Origin of the sequence: Chryseobacterium sp. S90 (genome assembly GCF_047444895.1) — a bacterium.
Classification (GTDB): domain Bacteria; phylum Bacteroidota; class Bacteroidia; order Flavobacteriales; family Weeksellaceae; genus Chryseobacterium.
Genome location: NZ_JBLGCX010000009.1, coordinates 64,858 through 83,590, shown reverse-complemented (window position 1 = coordinate 83,590; position 18,733 = coordinate 64,858). Strand labels below are relative to the sequence as shown.

Sequence of the window (18,733 nt, the reverse complement as noted above, 5' to 3'; positions counted from 1 at the left end):
AAACATAGATAAAATATAGGATTTATATGAATCACAATATTTTATTATTCAATAGATGGTGATTAAAAACAATTAGAAAACTTATTAAAGGTTACATACCATATACCCATCAACTTTTGAATTTATTCTCAAGATTTTCCAGTCTTTCAAAAATACCCGTAAAGATATTCTTGTTAGCTGTTGAAACATATCCCACAATCTTATAGTATTCTTGAATATTTTCGTTTATTGTTTGATTATCAGTTATATAATAAATGTTTTCATTTGTGTAAACCAGTACTTTATGAATAGGATCAGTATTCAGATTGGTTTTATTTAGAAAGATAATATCTCCGTATTGATATTGTGGTAATAGATGCTTTTCTGTAGTAAATTCATAGATCAAATCAACGGATGCTAATATTTTTTGCAAAACTGATACATTAGAGCTATTACTTTCCGTTATTACTTCCTGTTGATTCCGGATAGAAAATTCCGGGAAAAGCATAAGTTGATCCGTATTTGAAACACCTCCCAATTGATCTGCCTGTAGGGTTTCTGTCAGAAATTTGTCAAGATTAAGATTAAAATGATTGGCAACTTTCAGTATTGTTTCGATTTTTGGTTCTGCACGTCCTTCCTCATAAGAGCTTATCACCCCTCTGTTTAAATCAAACAAGTCTGCAAAAGCCTTTTGGCTTAGACCTTTTACTTGTCTTATTTTCTTAATATTACTTCCAAAGAAGCTCATGTTGTCTAAAATTTTTTGCAAATATAAAGAATGTAGTATAAACGATTGATAAAAATATTTGCAATCCAAAATATACTGCAAACTTCTATTGACATAAAAAATTCCAGCCATTACAATATAATCTGTACCCGCAATATTGTATAGTTCTGTATCTGTATCCAAACTCAAAGACTCCATAATTTTGTTAAGCAAGAAGAGTACTTATGGAAACAATAGTTCAACGTCAGGAACAGATTCAGTATGCCGAAGCTTATATTTCGGATATGCCGGAACTGAAAAAGATTTTCCTACAAATGAAGGAAGCAAAGAAAGTAGACTCCAATTTCGGACTTCCTTTTATGTTGGTGAAAAAGAAAAATGAGACCGTTGCTTTTGCCAGTCTTATTGTGAATGAAAAGAATGAAATCTCTTTTAGAATATATGATAAAAACAGAATGTCAGAAGCTGAAAAGAGAAACTTTTTTTCTAATACTGAAAGATATTTTAAAAATAATAATACCCCTAATTTCAGGAATCCGGAACAACTGAAAAGCAGTATAAAGCGTATGACCGGCTGGCTGAATCTTGAATAAAGCCATGAGAAAATTGTACATTTACTTAAAACCGTAATGTAATGCCGAAAGATGTTCTGTACCTTAAAATAGCCAACTCTGTCACAGAGCAGATCAAAAGTGAAACCCTCCAGTTTGGAGACAGGCTGCCTTCACTGAGAAGTGCCCAAAAACTATACAACGTAAGCCTGAATACCGTCAAACAGGCTTATATGGAACTTGAAAGCAGGTCTCTGGTAGAATCACGCCCTAAATACGGATATTATGTAAGTCAGACTTCCCAGCGGAAACTTGCTCTGCCTTCTGTAGCCCAAATGAAGCTTTCGGAAGGGAAAAATACCCCTCAGGATCTTTTTGATAAAGTATTCGGAACGATTGCGGGTACGGATGTAACGCAGTTTGCTCTTGGAATTCCCGGGAAAAGCCTTCTTCCGGTAGCCAAGATGAAAAAATGCATGATTGATGTAGTGAAGAGGAAAAGTGACAGCGGAGTCAATTACGAATCGGTGCAGGGAAGTGAACAGCTTCGGCGTGAAATTGCCAAATGGGCGATGGTAATGGAAGGCAAAATTACAGAAGATGACCTGGTGATTACGTCCGGAGCCATGAATGGAGTATATAATTGTCTGATGGCAGTTACCAAACCGGGAGATTGTGTAGCGGTGGAAAGTCCGGTCTATTTTGGAATCCTTCAGGCCATTCATTTATTAGGATTGAAAGCAGTAGAAATTCCTACTCATCCTATTACAGGAGTGGATCTGGATGCTTTAAAAAAAGTACTCCCAAAACTTTCTGCATGCTGCTTTGTGGTCAATTATAACAATCCGTTAGGATTTCAGATGCCTGATGAGAACAAAAAAGAACTGGTAAAAATGCTTACTGAACAAAATGTTCCGCTGATTGAAGATGATGTCTATGGAAATATTTATTTTGGAGCAGGAAGACCAAAACCCTGTAAATTTTATGATGAAGCAGGAATTGTAATGTGGGTGGGATCCGTTTCCAAAACATTAGCTCCCGGTTTTAGGACAGGGTGGGTAGCTCCGGGAAAGTTTAAAGACAGAATTATCCGTCAGAAACTCGTGCAGACCGTTTCCAGCCCGTCATTATTTTCAGATGTGATCTCAGATTTTCTTGCCCATGGACGGTACGATCATCATCTGAGAATGTTCAGGAAAAAACTCTACGCCAATTATCTTCAGATTCAGAAATCCGTGATTGAGTATTTTCCGGACAATACCAAGATCTCAGAACCAAAAGGCGGTTTCATGCTCTGGCTGGAACTGGACAAGAGAATTTGTACAGAAGATCTTTATGATGTGGCTTTTGAACAGAAAATAACCTTTGCACCCGGAAGAATGTTTTCACAATATAACCAGTATCAGAACTGCATGCGTTTGAACTATGCACTGGAATGGACAGACAGAGTGGAAAGTGACCTTGAAAAACTGGGAAAAATGATAAAAAACAGAATTAAATAAACCCTATAGCGATGAATGATAATAATAATGAAGTAAAAATCGTAACCTATGAACCTCAGTATAAAGAAGCTTTCAAGGCTTTGAATGAAGAGTGGATCAAAACATTTTTTGTAATGGAAGCCAGTGATTATAAACTGCTGGATAATCCGGAAGAACATATTTTAAATAAAGGAGGGCATATTGTTTTTGCGCTGTTAAATAATGAAGCTGTTGGAACCTGTGCATTGGTGAAAAGAAAGGATAACCCTCTTACTTTTGAGCTGTCAAAGATGGCGGTAAGTCCTAAAGCTCAGGGTAAAAAAATAGGGTATTTGCTGGGAACAGCATTAGTAGATCTGGCAAAAAACCTGCATGCTGAAAAAGTAGTCCTGGAAACAAATTCTGTTCTTGTTCCTGCGATAAAACTTTATGAAAAGCTGGGGTTTAAACATGTTCCCATTGTAGATGCCGCATATGACCGTGTAGATGTACAGATGGAATTGAATCTGGACATATAACAAAAAAATATTAGAACTCGGATAGGAATATCCTTGTTCTAATATCAAATTTAAATCTAATTGCTTTACTGTTTTATTTCTTGATGAAAGTCTTGGTCAGTGACTTTTTGCTTCCGTTGATTTTAATAAAATATACTCCTGAAGGAAGATTTCCGATATTGATTTTTTCATCGTAATATCCTCTTGAAGACTGTAGAGATGTAGCGGAAACAATTGATCCCTTACTATCAATGATTTCTGCTTTAATTTCTTTATCCTCAGACTTGTACTGGATTCCGATGAAAGCTGAAACAGGGTTCGGATAGATTTTAAAATCCTCAACGGTTACCTTCGTCTCTTTTGCTGATAATATTTCTTTGGAACATGCCGGAATTCTGTTGGTTCCATCAATTCCCCATGAAGACTGTACCGGAATACAAAGCCAGTTCAATACAGTAGGGAAGTGATCTGTTTCTCTTGTTGTAGAGGTATAATCAAACACTTTAAAATTGTTGACAGTATTGGCATTATACGTCGGAGAACCGATAATGGCCATGTTATTTGCATTTGGACTTGAATCCGTCAATGTATTTCCTGAAGTTCCATTACATTTCCAATTGGCTATTAGTTGAGAATAATAAGGATGCGAAGATGTAATATCCTGATTTGCCCAATTCACAATCACATCATTTGGAAGCGCAGATTTCCATATTCTTACATCTTTATAAGAGGCCGCGAGATTAATCCCATAAGCATTCGTTCCATCCTGATTTAAAGTTAAAGGAAGCCCGGAATCAATATTTCCGATGGTATTCATTTTAGCAAAAGTTACCGGAACACCATCTTCATATAAAGTTACAAGGCCATCTCTGTCAAAGCTTGCAGCAATATGTTTCCATTTATTGGTTTCCACTTTTCCGCCCACAAGATCAATTCTGTTCGTTCCGTCACCAATATTCATCTTGAAAGTCTGCCCGGAATATCCTGAGAAAACAAATCCTTTATTTTTCCCGTTAGCCCAGTTTTTATTACTGATCATCACCGGATCACTGGAATAAGATGCATTAGGTTTTACCCAAAATTCAACCGTAAAATCCTGATTCGCGCCAAAATTAAAAGGAGTCTGGTTTGCCGGTTTTGCATACGTTCCTGCCGGAAAATTCAGCTGATTAAATGTTTTATTTGATTCCAGTACCGTTTTACTGATCTGCTGAGGAATAAATCCGGGATTAGAATACACTGTAAAAATATTTCTTTCAGAAAGGTTTCCGCCACCATGAGAACTGTCAACCGCTCCATGATCTGTAGTCAAAACCACTAACCAATCTTCGTTGTTATAAGAAGGCCTGTTTTTCATAGCTGCGACAATCTCTCCTATATAAGTATCAGTAGTTTTAATAGAAGAAACATACTGAGGAACACTTGATGAGAATCCATAAGAATGTCCTGCGTGGTCTACATCATCAAAATCTACAAAGAGAATATCAGGATTATCATTCTGCAAAGCCATTACAGCAGCATTTTTTACTGCAAGATCTGTTGCCAGATTAGTCTTTACATCCGCATTCTGTATGATTTTATCATTGATTGGTGCCCAGTGAGTTAGAGAAATGGTTCTCAAATTCGGATTGTAAGTTTCCGCTCTTGTTATAAAATCGGGGTAATTGGCGTAGTTAGGGCTTGTAAAATTATTGTCCTGAACATTGTGTTTGGTGTGCCATACTCCGGTAAGCATCGTACTCCAGCCGTTTCCGCTCCAGGTAGTGGCAGCGCAAAGACCGTCAACAGAATAGATTGACTGGTTGATGAGGTTTTGAATGTTGGGCGTAGGTGTAGACATCATTACGTCTGCTCGACATCCGTCAATTCCGATAAAAAGGACTTTTTTTGTCTGAGCTCCAAGAAAGCAGCTCATTACAACAGCCATTGAGAATAGTTTTGTTTTCATAGGGAAAAAGAGTTTTTTGAAGGTAGAAAAGTTTACAAATAGTAATTTATTTTTAATTATTGTAAAATTAGTTTACTATTTGTAAACACGTGTGAACTGAAAATTAATTAATTGATAATTAAAAAGTTCAAGAAAAAGAAGGCTGAAATGCTTAACCACAAAAGTCACAAAAGAAAAATTACATTACTTATTTTAAGCTACAGACTTTGCGGATAGAAAGTTCAAAAAAGTTTGCCGGAAGTTTAGGTTATAACAAATATCAAATGATCCGTACGATATTCCCATCCTCTGGAGGGGTGTCGAAAATTCAAAGAATTTTTGACGGGGTGGTAAAAAACACAAACATTCTCAATAGAAATATCCATGAAAACGTTTGTGCCAAGAAGTACTAAAAAATAGTTTGAAAAAGAGGTATTTAAAGAAGATCTTCAGCCTCCGAAATGGTATTCAGAATATAATCAGGGGAGGCCTTTTCAAGTTCTGCCTTGCTTTGAGCTCCCGAAAGTACAGCTACCGTCAGCCCACAGCCTGCATTTTTGCCCTCTTCAATATCAATCACAGAATCGCCTGCCTTTAAAACTTTATGCGCTTCAGTGATATTGAATTTTTTCATCGCAAGAAGGATCATTTCAGGGCTTGGACGGCTTTCCGAAACATCATCAGCAGTAATCAAAGCATCAAAATGAATGCTTTCTTTCCAGTTGAGTTTATTCAAAAGCTGATGAGCGATTTCAGAAGTATATCCGGTATTTAAAACAATCTTCTTGTTCTGAGACTTCATACTGAGCAGGAAGTTTTCAGTTCCATTAATGGGTTTTACGTCCAGATTTCGATAAGATTCTTTCAGCTGATCAGAAAAATTCTCAAAAATAGCAGGAGCATCCTCTTCATTTCCATTGATTTCCTTTAGAAGACTTGTAATAGCTTCCAGTTTTTCCATTCCGGCACAGCTGGATAATACTTTTTCAAGGCTTACAACATAGCCATAATCATTCACAGCGCTGGTAAGTGTTTTGTATACTACATTGTCCTCATCAATTGTTGTTCCGGCCATATCCAGAACTAATAATTCTATATTTTTCATTTAAATTTTATGCGTAAATTTTTTCAATATTAAACTTGGAGAAGCCACCGCTTCCCGTCATTCCTTTTCCTCCGATACCCGTTACAATATGAATATTCGCAGATGGGCTGTGCTCGAAAATATCTTTGGTTTTGCATTGGGAATAAATTCCAAACCACCGTCTCTGGATTTCATACGTGGGAAGATCAATGATTTTCTTAGCTTCAAGAATCATAAATTCATCAATCTCCATATTAAGATCATACCCAAGATCATCTGAATTTTTAGCGTCTGCATATTCATGAGAATCTCCGATGATGACAGAACCGTCCAGAGCCTGTTTGAATAAAATATGAACTCCATATTTCTTTTCAAATGAGTTTGGGTCTTCTAAAGCTTTGATTTTCTGGAAAGAAGGGCACTCACTGAATGATTCATATCTTCTCACAGAAAGCCCGGTAAGAATATTTCCCTGAAGAGAATAAATCCCCTGTGGTTTGGTCTGAAGCATCTGAAGCTTGCTGACTTCCAGATCGCTGTCATTGAATACTTTAGGATATAAAGTTTTAAACTCATGCCCGCCGCAGATAATGATTTTAGAAGCGTTGAATGCTGTTCCGTCTGCAGCTACTGCAGTACATTTCTGATCATCTTCATGGGTTTCAAGAACTGTGGTGTTATAGAAAATCTGCAATCCCATCTTTTCCTGAAGCAGTTTATGAAGTTTTACAATCATGTCTGCAGAATCTACTGAAAGTTCCTGAGGGAAAAACAAACCTCCTTTGCAATAATCTGAACGAAGACCGTCATATTTCTTGATACAGTCATTTTTTGATAATAAAACAGATTCGTAATCATTGTTTCTGTTGATTTCATAAAGTTCTTCAATCAGCTGAAGTTCCTCGTCATTGGAAGCGATATATACAGATCCGTTTTGTCTGATGGTAAGGTCTGCCTGCGTGTGAAGTTCATGATAGATGGCAAGACTTTCTCTTCCGAAATTCTGCCATTTCAGATCCATTCCGGAAGGTACTACCTGTCCGAAATTCCTTACAGTAGCGCCTTGAGGAACAGAATTTCTTTCCAGTATGGCTACTTTAAGATTTTTCTTCAGCGCATGATAAGCATGGAATGTTCCTAAAATTCCACCTCCTACAACGAGTAAATCAAATTTTGTTGTCATTGTATTATTTATTATAAAATTTTCGACGTATCGAAATTGATGAATTGATTAGAATTTGAGTTTAAGTTTGATTTCGGCTTTGATTTGTTCCTGAAAGCCAGAAAAGCAATCACCGAAAGAATAAAAACCGTAACGGTGATGATATAATTTAAGTTGATGTAAAAATGTAACCATGAAGTCTGGGCAGAGCCAAAGTTTTTATATAAAAGAATCAGAACACTTCCCAGATACCCGAATGAATCTACAATATAGATCAGAAAACCTACATTTCCTTTGATCTCAAAAGCGGCAATCATCCGGTCAAAATAAATTCCGTTAAAAGGAATATAGCAAATATACATTCCAAAACCTGAAACCGTCATCCATAAAAAAGGAGACAAAGAACCCTGCTGAAAAAGATAAGTAGAAAGGCCTACAGTAAGAATTCCTACAAAAAGAATATAATGATAATAAGCAAATGCTTTTTTATTGTTTTTCACTTTCACCATAAAACTTAAGATCAAAAGAACCATCACCGCAATCGGAATCTCCGTTAAGGTAAAAATAGAACTGTCGAAACTAAAATGCAATCCGTCCCAGATTTCCCGGTTGAAATTATCTCTGAAATCCCTTAAAACAGTTAAGCTGATATACAGAAATATAATACACACAATCGGAACAAAAAACTGCTGGATCAGTGCTTTTCTTTCCGAACCATTCAATGGCTGTCTTTTGTTTTTAAGCAAAATATCTTCGTCCGAAGGTTGGGGAATTTTTTCAAGAAGCAGACCGAAAAGAATCAATGGAATAATAAAAATAAATCCTGCTGAAAACGGCATCCAGAATTCGGAAATTGAGAACGTATCCATTAAAAACTTCCCTACAGATTTTGTAAATCCTGAAGAAACCACAAAGCTTGAACATAGAAAAAGACCAATGATTTCTGTGGTTTTACGTCCTTCAATATAAGAGAAAACAATTCCCCAGATCATTCCCAACGGAATTCCGTTGATGAACATAAATATAATATTGTAAGGAGCGGGAACAGCTGCAAATCCTAACAATGCAAGTTCTGCAATGGCAATGAAAGTAAAGAGATAAGCGATTCTTTTCTGAGGTTTCAACTCCGAGATAAATTTGATTCCAATGAATTTGGAGATAAAATATCCTACAGCCTGTGCAATGATAATCAGAATCTTATAATCTACTCCAAAATAGGAAAGTCCCTCGAAAGAAGCTACAGTAAAAGGCTTTCTGAAGCCGTACATGCAGAAGTAAACACCAAAAGCAGCAAAAGCGGCCTTCAGTGTTACTAATGTTTTTTTATTGATTGCTCTGGCCATGATAATGGTTTAGAAGTTCAGTTTTACTCCAAGATTGAATCGTACTCCGTAATATTCTACCTGTTCAGGACGGTCTTCGTTTTTACCGAAGTGATAGATCAGAGGTTTGTTCAGGATATTGTTCACATCCGCATACAAAGTCAGATATTTTGTAAACTGATAAGAACCTCCGAAGTCAAGATTACTGTATTTACCGTAATAAGAATCATTGATGTCTTCCTCAGCGTATTCTACAGCATATTTCCCTTTATAATTGTAAGCCAGTCTGGCATTGAATCCTTTTTTCTCAAAGAAAAGCTGTGCGTTATACAATTCCTTTGCCTGATAGGGAAGAGCAACCGTTCTTCCGTTTGGTTTTTCCATTTCAGAAGTCATGAATGTAGCATTCAATTGTACTCCGAAGTACTGTAAAAATCCTGGAAGAAAATCAAATCTCTTGTTGATTCCCAGTTCAATACCTCCCAACCATGCTGCTTTTCCGTTATTTGGTGCGGTAAACTGTACTCCGTTGTTTCCATTATAATTTCCGATAAAAGAATCCTGGAAAATAGGATCTGTAATAGATTTATAGAAAACTCCTCCACTTAAAATCCCTACGTTGGAGAAATAGTATTCTCCCATAAGGTCAAAGTTCAAAGAATAGGTAGGATTAAGGTTGGGGTTTCCTCCTTTAAACTCGTTATCTGCTTCAATATAAGTTCCTCCCGGCGTAAGATCTCCAAAATTCGGTCTTGAGAAAGTTCTTGTTGCTGCAAAACGGAGGTTGGCTTTATCGTTTAAAGTATATTTCAAATGAATCATCGGAAGAACAGCCAGGTAGTTTTTGGTATTTTCTACAGGAGTCAGTACATTATCATTTACGCTGTATCCTCTTACTTTGGTATTGGTATTTGATAGTCTGATTCCTCCTAAAATGATGATCTTATCATTCAGTTTATACGTTGCCATCCCATAAGCATCTGCATGTTTTTCAAACACATCAAAGTTTCTTCCTAATGCTTTATTATATTCCAGTGCTTCAGAATCAGCAGTATTAATTTTTAGATTTCCCTGATTATCGTACCAGAACTGATTCATTCCATTGGTGGAAAGGACCGGCCCGAAAGTATTCCCGATGTGAGCGTTCATTTCACTTAAATATTTCGGTCCGTTGGGCTGTGTCGTTATATATGGTAAAAACTCAGACAGAATCGGGGCTGTTCCGTTGCTCCAGTTGTAGAAAATATCAGAGAACTTTGCATTACGTTCTTTATCTCTGTATTTAAAACCATACTTTAAAGTCAGTTTATCAGAAGCATTAATCTCATGGTTGAATGCTGCAACGATTTTATCCTTTTCCTCTACAAAAACTTTATAAAATTCAAGATCTGTAAATCTCATCTGGGAGGCGTCCATCTTAAAGTTCGGATCACTGTAAAAGCCGAATAATGCATCCGGATTTTTATAATCTAGTTTTCCACCATCCGCTTTCCAGTAAGCTCTTGGGCCATTTCCATGATTGGAAATATAATCAGGATTGATCCCTACACCAGATTGGGTATACTTGATGACATAATAAGAATTGTTCTGCTTGTCAGGGATATTTCCATACTTGAATTTGTTGTCATAATAAGAGAGATCCCAGTCGATTTTTCCTTTATTTAATTGATGAACCGCTCCCAAAGAAACTGAAGTAAGTTCTGTGATCAGTAAATTGTGGATGTTCTGAAGTTCAACCCTCGCTGTATTATTGGCACTGCTGAACTTATCAAATCGGATTCTGTGTTTGTAATGAGTTTCGTCATCCGACAATGTACCATACATTCCTTTTAAATAGAAAGTGGTTTTTGGAGATAATACATATTCAAAGGCTGTATTGATCCCGGTTGTCTTTCTTACCCCGTTATAATCACGGAGTTCCAGTCTGAAAACACCCTCGTCTCCACTTCTTCTTGCCTCGAAATTATCTGTAGACCAGTTTCTTATGAAATGAGCGAAATTGAACAGGTATCCGAATTTTTTATCTTTTGTTCTTCCTCCATACAAGAATCCAAGGTTGTAAACGCCTTTATCAGACTTTGTATTATATCCACTTCCAATTGTTGCTTTGAATTCTGTTTTCATAGGTGGAGTTTTCGTGATAAAATTAACACCGCCACCAATTCCGTCTGCTTCCATATCAGGGGTAAAAGACTTGTTTACATGTACATACGAGATCAGTTCCGTAGGAAAGAAGTCGAAAGCTGTAGCTCTGGAAGTTGTTTCTTCCTCAGCCGTTGGAAGTCTGTTTCCATTGATGGTTGTAGACGCCCAGAAAGGAGGAAGTCCTCTCAGGGAAACAAATCTTCCTTCACCCTGATCTCTTTCAATAGAAACTCCCTGTACGCGCTGTACCGTCTCTGCTGCATTTCTGTCCGGTAATTTCCCAATCCCATCTGAGGCGATTACGTTGGTAATATTGATGGCATTTTTTTGAAGGTTTAAAGCTCTTGCTTCTGTATTTTTCAACGTTCCGGTAACCACTACTTCATCGATGTTTTTTCGGGACTGGGAAAGTTTGATGATTCCTAGATCAGCTGTTTGTTCCGGTTTCAGATCCACGTTAATGTCTGTAGATTCATAACCTATATAGCTTATTTGTAAAGTATATTGGCCTTCTTTGATATCATTGATGGTAAATTTTCCTTCAATATCAGTTGTTATATTTCTGGATAAGCCTTTTATTTTGACTGTGGCCCCGGGAAGAGGCTGGCTGCCGTCAAGAACAGTTCCTATAATTAACTGTTTCTGCGCTGAAACAAATACAATGAAACAGGCAAAAACAAGGGTAAGTAATTTCTCTAAATTTGTTTTCATTTTTACATATATTAAATTTTTTATGCAAATCACGCTAATAATTTTAATATATATAAATATTTCATGTTAAGTATTGTTTAACAAATAGCGACTATTTGTTACAGCTATTTTACTTGAAAACGCATTGGAGTTGACCTTTGAAAATAGGCCAGAATAAGTTTTAAATACACTATTTCAACACTTTTCGTAAATATTCCCTAAAAATAAAAGGAATAAAAATCTGCTGAAAATAGATGTGTTTTAGTTAATATTTCGTTCATCCTAGAAGAAAATGTAAAAACAAAAGTTGCATATTTGTAAACTTTTATATTAAGATAGAAACCCAAAATTGAATAGTAATGTATAAAGTGACTATTATTTAAACGCAAAACTACTACTATAATGTCATATTATAAGGATGTAAAGTTTGCGACGTTGTTGCTGATGAAGCTTATCATATGCATGCGCTTAGAAAGAATCTTTCTCAGGATTGTCATTCTGAATGAAATGAAATGTAATGAAAGAGATTCTTCCTTCGTCAGAATGACAAAAGCGAAAATAATAAAAATGATTAAAAAAGATGTATTTAAGCAGTATAAAAGTAAAGAACAAGCATCACACAGCTTTCATCACTAATACTTACCGGAACGTGAGGAAATTTTCCGTTGAAATATAAAGAGTCACCCTCTTTTAAGATGATTTCTTCATTATCAATCACATATTTCACTTCTCCTTTCAAAATGTATTTGAATTCCCAGGCATCTGTAATAACCTTCTCTCTTTTAGAATTAGGTTCGAGAGTTAGGAGTACAGCTTCAAAACCCAAAGAATGAAGACTTTTGCTGAAGATGTGCATATACTTGAATCCTTCAGCTTCTACTTCTTTTTCGATGATTTGCTGGCTTTCTTTTGGAACATAAATGAATTTGGCGTTGGATTTTTTCTCAACCCCTTCAAAAAAATAACTGGCATCAATCTCAAGAGATTGAATCAGATCTAATAAAACAGGAAGTGAAGGAATCGTTCTCCCATTTTCAATCCTGGAAACAAGACCATTGCTTACATTTGCTTTGAAAGCCAGTTCATTAATGGTTAAATTATTCTTTTTTCTAATATCCTTTAATCTCTTGCCAATACCTATTAAAAAGTCGTTCATACGCTGTGCAATTTAACCTGAATTATTTTTTCATCATTATATTCAAACAAAGGTAATATTATTCTATAGAGTTTAGGTACGGGAGGGAATCAATTCATTGAAAATTATTATTTGCTACTTGATCCTCTGAGATTCTTCACTTTTTCTCCCCAGGAAAATTTCCCTATTTTTGTAAAACTCCTTATTTCATTTATGAAAAAAATTATTCTTATCGAAGACGAAACCAGTGTAGTATCTTTCATTAAAAAGGGACTTCAGGAAAATGGATATGAAATTTCTGTAGCTTTTGACGGGCGTACAGGAGTACAGTTGGTGCAGGCTAACGATTTTGATCTGGTAATTTTAGACATTATGCTTCCGGAAATGAATGGTCTGGATGTATGTAAAGAAATAAGAAAAACGAATCAGAGTGTTCCGATTTTGTTTTTAACGGCATTGGGAACTTCTGAAAATATCGTTCTCGGACTGGAAAGCGGAGGAGATGATTATCTGGTGAAACCTTTCAAATTTATTGAGCTGGTTGCCCGTGTGAAGTCTTTGCTAAGAAGAAGTAACAACAATGGTCCGCAGGAAATCACTGAACCGGAGCCGGATAATGAACATGTTTTTCAATTTTCGGATCTGATGGTGAATGATTATACAAAGAAAGTAACCCGTGCGGGAGAAGACATTTCTCTTACTTCCACAGAATATAAACTCCTGTTGTATTTCCTGAATAATCCTGAAAAAGTAATTTCCAGAGCAGAAATTCTGGATGCAGTCTGGGGAGTAAACTATGAGCTGGGAACCAATGTGGTAGATGTATATGTCAATTATTTAAGGAAAAAACTGGATAGCCAGGATGATAATAAGTTGATACATACAGTAATAGGAATGGGGTATGTGTTGAAAAAAACATAATAGATGTTTAATAAAGTCATTACAAATCAGACCAAAACGATGGTGCTTTTAATGTTGGTTTTTACAGCCATCATATTGTTGTTCAGTGGTTTGGTGTACTTTTCTATCGTTAATTTTTCACATCAGAGGTTTTATGAACTCCTGAAAATCAGGACAGCTACCATTGTTCAGATTGAGAAAAGCAAAGACCATCTCGACCTTCCGGAAAACTATGTGCTCAACAGTTTGAATGATGAAGAGCTTCCGATGGAAAAAGATTATGTTTTTGCCGTTCCTACCGATTCCAATTTCAAAAAAATATCTCAGGAAGTTCATATTCCTGCTTATTTCTTTAAAAATATCATTAAAGAAGGAGAGTCCAATTATAATGATGAAGAATTCTATTATATAGGACAGAGTTTCAGGTATGATGATAAAGATTATATCGCAATCGCTTCTGCCAAAAACCATTATGTGGTTTATTATCTCGGATTTTTAAAAAGAACACTGATTACATGTATCGTACTTTCATTATTCTTTAGTATGATCTTCTCTTTTTATCTGTCCAAAACGTTATTCAGACCCATTTTAAAAATTACAGGAAAAGTAAAGGAAATAAGTTCTGAAAACCTTCACTTAAGATTGGAATCACAACCTGATAATAAGGAACTTAATGAATTGGTGGATACCTTTAATGATATGCTCAACCGTATTGAAACTTCTTTCGAGACCCAGAATCACCTGATCGGAAATGTTTCCCACGAATTGAGAACGCCTCTTACATCCATCATGGGAGAAGCCGATGTTGCCCTTTCCATCAGCAGAACTGCCGACGAATACAAAGAAACTCTGGGAATTATTCTGGACGAAGCCGAAAAACTGGATAAAAAGATTAAAGCATTATTAATGATTGCCCAAACCGGATTCGACGGAAAGATCCAGAAAATGGATAAGGTAAGAATTGATCAGCTTCTTTGGGACGTTATTGAAACACTTAGGAGAATTGATTCCCGAAACAATATCTATCTTGATATCAGTATGCTTCCCGATAATCCTAAAAAACTAAAAGTTCAGGGGAACGAACAGTTATTGCATCTCGCGGTAGCGAATATCATCAGTAATGGCTGTAAATATTCTAATTTTCAGCAGGTTAAAGTTTCTCTCGGAGCCACCAATACAGATGTGTATATTATTGTAAAAGATAATGGAATCGGAATTCCGGAAGTAGAAATGAACAAAATCTACGACCCATTCTTCAGAGCCTCTAATACGAACAATTATGAAGGCTACGGAATAGGACTTCCGCTGGCCAGAAACATCGTAAGAATGCATCATGGTGAACTGATTGTAAGTTCGCATGAGAATCAGGGAACAACCGTACAGATGAAGTTCCCGAATTTCTATAGTATGCAGAAAGGGGAAGAAATAAACAAGTAAGAATCTCTATTCTAGTTTTTTTACTCATTTTTAATTTATTTTATTCTGAAAAACAGATGTTTGTCTCCTTTTTTTGATTTTAATTTTTTCCTATATTAAGTCCTCTTAACAATTTTCTAATCTCATTTTAATCTCTTTAATCACATTTTAATTCCATTCCAAAGATCTTCTAATTTGGTCGTTCTAGTTTTGTATCATCAAAAAAGATAAACACAATACAAAATAATAAAGAACATGGCTAAAACAATTTTAATTGCGACAGATTACTCTCTTGAGTCATTGAATATATTGAAAAAAGTACTTAAGGAGAAAGATGCATCAGAAGATCAGAACCAATATAATATCCTTCTGACTTCCGGATATGATGCCGGAGATTCTATCAGAGACCTTTTATTCACGACCAAAACATCTGTTTTCAATAAAATCAGACCTACAGAATTCTGTGATGCTTTTGGAATTATCAGTAATAAATATCCTCATCTGGTTAATAAAATCATCTGTGATGTCTTTACGGGAAGTTTCCAAAGAACATTCAATCAATATGTAAAGGCAGAAAATATTGAAGAGGCATATTATTCTCCATCTATCAAAAGTAAAGGAAAAGGTAAGTTTGATTTGATTCCTTACATCAAAAAATGCAAAGAGCTGCAATCCCATGAAATTACCGTTGAAGTAAGAGAAAGACTTCCGGAAAGAGGAAGACTGGCAGAGATCTTTGTAGAGGTCTAAATAAACACAAATTTAAAAAATAAAAAAATGTTAAGAAATTATAGTAACAGCAGGACACTGGGAGACAATATCAGGTTGGGGACGCTGACTGCCTTCACGGCGGGTACTATAAACATTGCTTCCCTATTGATATTTCTTTCTTTTACATCGAATGTAACGGGACACTACGCTATTTTAGCGGCAGAAATAAGTAAAGGAAACTGGACACAGGTAGCTGTGGTAGGCGCATGGATCTTTTTATTCTTCTTCGGAAGCTTCCTGTCTAACTTTATTGTAATCAACTTTAATAAGAAAAGTAAATATTTTGCCCATTCTATGCCCATTGTGCTGGAAATCATATGTCTTCTGTTTGTAGGAGTATATGGGCAGTTTTATTACCAGAAAACATTAGAAGAAACAGAATATTTAGTAGCATTGATGCTTTTCGCTACCGGACTGCAAAACGGTCTTACCGCAAGTATTTCCAACTTCTCTGTGAAAACAACCCACCTTACCGGGACAACCACCGACTTAGGAATCCTGGTGTCTATGTTTACACAGAAAAAATACAGAAAAAACGGAGAGCTGATTGGCAGAGCAAAACTTCTGATGAGTATTATGCTTGCTTACGTAATGGGAGCGGTATTCTCAGGATTGACATATTACTATCTGGAATTCAGAGTGTTCTATGTGATTAGTATATGTTTGTTGATTGTAATCGGGTATGATGCCTATAAAATTCATATTCGTCACTTCAACACAAAATACAGATACAGCAGGATTTATAAAAAACCGAATCTTTTTGCTTACCTGTACGATAAAATCCATGGAATTCCTAAAAGAGAGAAGAAAAGAAAGCTTGTCTTTGAGGATTAAAATATAAAACACACTATTAATTTTTTGTATAAACTAGCTGTAAGTGCCCTTATTTTATTATAGAATAGGGGCATTTTTCTTAAAAATTAACTTAAATATCTCTGAATGTCTTGTTTTTGTCCTGTTTTTCATGGCTGCTGGAATGAAAATTTTCGGATTGAAGCAATTAACTTGCTAACGCCCTTCATTACAAACATTAAAAAAATTGATTGGGGATAAACAGGCAAAAATGTTGATAATTAAATATTAAATCACGGTTTTGGTATTTTAATTCCCGTTTCCATTGACTATTTTTGTAAGTTGATTTACGTTTTATGTCAGATATTATTCAGCTTTTACCGGATCATGTAGCCAACCAAATTGCAGCGGGAGAGGTGGTGCAGCGGCCTGCATCCATCGTGAAAGAACTTTTGGAAAATGCTATTGATGCAGATGCAACGAAAATTGAACTGATCATCAGAGATGCCGGTAAAAACCTTATTCAGGTGGTAGATGACGGAAAAGGAATGTCCGAAACAGATGCCCGTATGGCATTTGAAAGACATGCCACCTCCAAAATCAAAGGAACTGAAGATATCTTTAAGATCGCTACAAAAGGTTTCCGTGGTGAAGCGCTGGCATCTATTGCAGCAGTTTCTCAGGTGGAGCTCAGAACGAAACAGAAAGACACATCTATCGGTACCAACATTTATATTGAAGGAGGAGTGTTCCAGTTTCAGGACCCGGTTCAGACAGCAGACGGATCAAATTTTTTAGTGAAAAATCTTTTCTATAACGTTCCTGCAAGAAGGAAGTTTTTAAAAAACAATAATATTGAATTCAGACACGTAATTGATGAATTTCAGCGTGTTGCACTAGCTCATGAGAATCTGGAATTTTCCCTCTTCCATGATGATGAAGCTGTTTTCAGGTTGAGAAAAGGAAGTCAGATGCAGCGCATTGTAGATGTTTTCGGAAGAAAACTTCAGCCGCTTTTGATTCCTATTAAAGAAGATATTATCTGGTGTAAGCTTCATGGGTTTGTTGCCAAGCCTGAAGGAGCCAAGAAAGCAAGAGGAGAGCAATTTCTTTTTGTGAACGGAAGGTATTTCAGAAGCCCATACTTCAATAAAGCAGTACAGGAAGCCTTTGAAGGATTGCTTCAGCCTGGATATGTACCTTCATTTTTCCTTTTCCTGGAGCTTGATCCGGAGAAAATTGATGTGAATATTCATCCACAGAAAACCGAGGTGAAATTTGAAGATGAACATCTTATTTTTGCTTTACTGCGCTCAACCATCAAAAGATCTTTAGGAATTTATAATGTTTCTCCAAGCCTTGATTTCGACAGAGATCCGGAATTGGATGAAATGATGAATAAACCCATTCCAAGCAAAGGAAACGGTGGTGGAAGTGGCTTTGTAAAGATGCCGGAAATTATCGTAGATAAAGATTATAACCCGTTCCTTGAAGAAAAAAATGTAGTGCACCCGGAAGAAATTCAGAACCTTACGGAAATGTATCATCAGAATATTACTGCTGAGCCTTCAAAGATCAATTTATTTGAAGATGAAGATTTTGATGAAGACCTGATGAGGCTTCCGAACGGCTACTGGCTTTTCAATAAAGGAGATGTGACATTGATGCTGGATCTCGGAAGAATGCACAGGTTATTGGTTTCTGAAGGAAATAAATCTACCAGAAAATCAAACACAAACAGCCACGCTCTTCTTTTCTCTCTGGAATACCATATGAATGAAATTGAGAAGGCAAAATACAATTCGTTCAAAAAATATCTTCCGGAATTAGGGTTTGACATGAAAATTGCTCATGAAAGTGTACTTCGAATAGATTCTCTTCCTGAAGGACTGAAAGAAACCCAGGCAATGCAATTCCTGGAAAACCTTTTTGAGATCCTGGAATATAAGACAGAAGAAGAATTTTTGCAGTATTACCATAATCAATGGAACAAAATGCAGTCGAAGTCAAGATTCGACTTTATTTATAAAAAAGATGCGGAACAGCTTATTAAAGACTTTACAGCATTAGGCTTCCCGGAATTTTTACCGGATGGAAAAAGATGCTATTACGAAGTTCCGTTTAATGATTTTAAAAACAAATTTTAAAAAA

At 36.0% G+C, this 18,733-nt stretch carries 15 protein-coding genes; 8 read left to right on the top strand and 7 right to left on the bottom strand.

Going from position 1 to position 18,733, the window contains the following annotated elements:
• Positions 1–109 precede the first annotated feature (109 nt).
• A complete protein-coding gene (locus ACLMCG_RS20205; RefSeq protein ID WP_413961023.1) occupies positions 110–730 on the bottom strand; it encodes a helix-turn-helix domain-containing protein in 621 nt (206 codons plus the stop codon).
• Between the two features lie 203 nt (positions 731–933).
• Between ACLMCG_RS20205 and ACLMCG_RS20200 the strand changes: the two genes are divergently transcribed.
• From ACLMCG_RS20200 to ACLMCG_RS20190, 3 genes are read left to right on the top strand one after another with little or no spacing between them, the layout of a single operon-like run.
• On the top strand, positions 934–1,302 hold the full coding sequence (locus tag ACLMCG_RS20200; protein WP_413960950.1) for a hypothetical protein: 369 nt from the start codon (positions 934–936) through the stop codon (positions 1,300–1,302).
• A gap of 41 nt (positions 1,303–1,343) precedes the next feature.
• A complete protein-coding gene (locus tag ACLMCG_RS20195; protein WP_223598123.1) occupies positions 1,344–2,762 on the top strand; it encodes a PLP-dependent aminotransferase family protein in 1,419 nt (472 codons plus the stop codon).
• Between the two features lie 11 nt (positions 2,763–2,773).
• Positions 2,774–3,259, top strand: coding sequence for a GNAT family N-acetyltransferase (locus ACLMCG_RS20190; protein WP_413960949.1), 486 nt, complete (start codon positions 2,774–2,776; stop codon positions 3,257–3,259).
• A 73-nt stretch (positions 3,260–3,332) separates the two neighbouring features.
• On the opposite strand, the gene ACLMCG_RS20185 is transcribed toward ACLMCG_RS20190, so the two are convergent.
• From ACLMCG_RS20185 to ACLMCG_RS20160, 6 genes are all read right to left on the bottom strand, one after another.
• Positions 3,333–5,186 (bottom strand): alkaline phosphatase family protein, encoded by a 1,854-nt coding sequence (locus ACLMCG_RS20185; RefSeq protein WP_413960948.1) that lies wholly within the window; start codon positions 5,184–5,186, stop codon positions 3,333–3,335.
• Between the two features lie 415 nt (positions 5,187–5,601).
• Complete coding sequence (locus ACLMCG_RS20180; protein ID WP_413960947.1) at positions 5,602–6,270, bottom strand: HAD-IA family hydrolase; 669 nt, start codon at positions 6,268–6,270, stop codon at positions 5,602–5,604.
• Between the two features lie 7 nt (positions 6,271–6,277).
• Positions 6,278–7,432, bottom strand: a complete 1,155-nt coding sequence (locus ACLMCG_RS20175; protein ID WP_413960946.1) for a TIGR03364 family FAD-dependent oxidoreductase — start codon at positions 7,430–7,432, stop codon at positions 6,278–6,280.
• Positions 7,433–7,443: 11 nt separating this feature from the next.
• Complete coding sequence (locus tag ACLMCG_RS20170; protein ID WP_413960945.1) at positions 7,444–8,754, bottom strand: DUF5690 family protein; 1,311 nt, start codon at positions 8,752–8,754, stop codon at positions 7,444–7,446.
• Between the two features lie 9 nt (positions 8,755–8,763).
• Positions 8,764–11,589 carry a TonB-dependent receptor gene (locus ACLMCG_RS20165; protein ID WP_413960944.1) on the bottom strand — a complete coding sequence of 942 codons (2,826 nt, stop codon included), beginning with the start codon at positions 11,587–11,589 and terminating at the stop codon, positions 8,764–8,766.
• A 565-nt stretch (positions 11,590–12,154) separates the two neighbouring features.
• Positions 12,155–12,724 (bottom strand): helix-turn-helix domain-containing protein, encoded by a 570-nt coding sequence (locus ACLMCG_RS20160; RefSeq protein WP_413960943.1) that lies wholly within the window; start codon positions 12,722–12,724, stop codon positions 12,155–12,157.
• A 192-nt stretch (positions 12,725–12,916) separates the two neighbouring features.
• On the opposite strand from ACLMCG_RS20160, the gene ACLMCG_RS20155 reads away from it, so the two are divergent.
• The 5 genes from ACLMCG_RS20155 (at position 12,917) to mutL (ending at position 18,729) form a co-directional block, all read left to right on the top strand.
• Entirely contained in the window at positions 12,917–13,624 is a 708-nt protein-coding gene (locus tag ACLMCG_RS20155) for a response regulator transcription factor (protein ID WP_149834323.1), read from the top strand.
• 3 nt (positions 13,625–13,627) lie between these two features.
• On the top strand, positions 13,628–15,040 hold the full coding sequence (locus ACLMCG_RS20150; RefSeq protein WP_413960942.1) for an ATP-binding protein: 1,413 nt from the start codon (positions 13,628–13,630) through the stop codon (positions 15,038–15,040).
• A 234-nt stretch (positions 15,041–15,274) separates the two neighbouring features.
• Complete coding sequence (locus ACLMCG_RS20145) at positions 15,275–15,769, top strand: hypothetical protein (protein WP_413960941.1); 495 nt, start codon at positions 15,275–15,277, stop codon at positions 15,767–15,769.
• A gap of 27 nt (positions 15,770–15,796) precedes the next feature.
• On the top strand, positions 15,797–16,624 hold the full coding sequence (locus ACLMCG_RS20140) for a YoaK family protein (RefSeq protein ID WP_413960940.1): 828 nt from the start codon (positions 15,797–15,799) through the stop codon (positions 16,622–16,624).
• A gap of 314 nt (positions 16,625–16,938) precedes the next feature.
• A complete protein-coding gene (gene mutL, locus ACLMCG_RS20135; protein ID WP_223598114.1) occupies positions 16,939–18,729 on the top strand; it encodes a DNA mismatch repair endonuclease MutL in 1,791 nt (596 codons plus the stop codon).
• Positions 18,730–18,733 lie beyond the last annotated feature (4 nt).

Bases quoted from the DNA above. Each gene is read 5' to 3' on its own strand.
- ACLMCG_RS20205 (WP_413961023.1), bottom strand. From the start codon at position 730: ATGAGCTTCTTTGGAAGTAATATTAAGAAAATAAGACAAGTAAAAGGT.
- ACLMCG_RS20200 (WP_413960950.1), top strand. From the start codon at position 934: ATGGAAACAATAGTTCAACGTCAGGAACAGATTCAGTATGCCGAAGCT.
- ACLMCG_RS20195 (WP_223598123.1), top strand. From the start codon at position 1,344: ATGCCGAAAGATGTTCTGTACCTTAAAATAGCCAACTCTGTCACAGAG.
- ACLMCG_RS20190 (WP_413960949.1), top strand. From the start codon at position 2,774: ATGAATGATAATAATAATGAAGTAAAAATCGTAACCTATGAACCTCAG.
- ACLMCG_RS20185 (WP_413960948.1), bottom strand. From the start codon at position 5,186: ATGAAAACAAAACTATTCTCAATGGCTGTTGTAATGAGCTGCTTTCTT.
- ACLMCG_RS20180 (WP_413960947.1), bottom strand. From the start codon at position 6,270: ATGAAAAATATAGAATTATTAGTTCTGGATATGGCCGGAACAACAATT.
- ACLMCG_RS20175 (WP_413960946.1), bottom strand. From the start codon at position 7,432: ATGACAACAAAATTTGATTTACTCGTTGTAGGAGGTGGAATTTTAGGA.
- ACLMCG_RS20170 (WP_413960945.1), bottom strand. From the start codon at position 8,754: ATGGCCAGAGCAATCAATAAAAAAACATTAGTAACACTGAAGGCCGCT.
- ACLMCG_RS20165 (WP_413960944.1), bottom strand. From the start codon at position 11,589: ATGAAAACAAATTTAGAGAAATTACTTACCCTTGTTTTTGCCTGTTTC.
- ACLMCG_RS20160 (WP_413960943.1), bottom strand. From the start codon at position 12,724: ATGAACGACTTTTTAATAGGTATTGGCAAGAGATTAAAGGATATTAGA.
- ACLMCG_RS20155 (WP_149834323.1), top strand. From the start codon at position 12,917: ATGAAAAAAATTATTCTTATCGAAGACGAAACCAGTGTAGTATCTTTC.
- ACLMCG_RS20150 (WP_413960942.1), top strand. From the start codon at position 13,628: ATGTTTAATAAAGTCATTACAAATCAGACCAAAACGATGGTGCTTTTA.
- ACLMCG_RS20145 (WP_413960941.1), top strand. From the start codon at position 15,275: ATGGCTAAAACAATTTTAATTGCGACAGATTACTCTCTTGAGTCATTG.
- ACLMCG_RS20140 (WP_413960940.1), top strand. From the start codon at position 15,797: ATGTTAAGAAATTATAGTAACAGCAGGACACTGGGAGACAATATCAGG.
- mutL (WP_223598114.1), top strand. From the start codon at position 16,939: ATGTCAGATATTATTCAGCTTTTACCGGATCATGTAGCCAACCAAATT.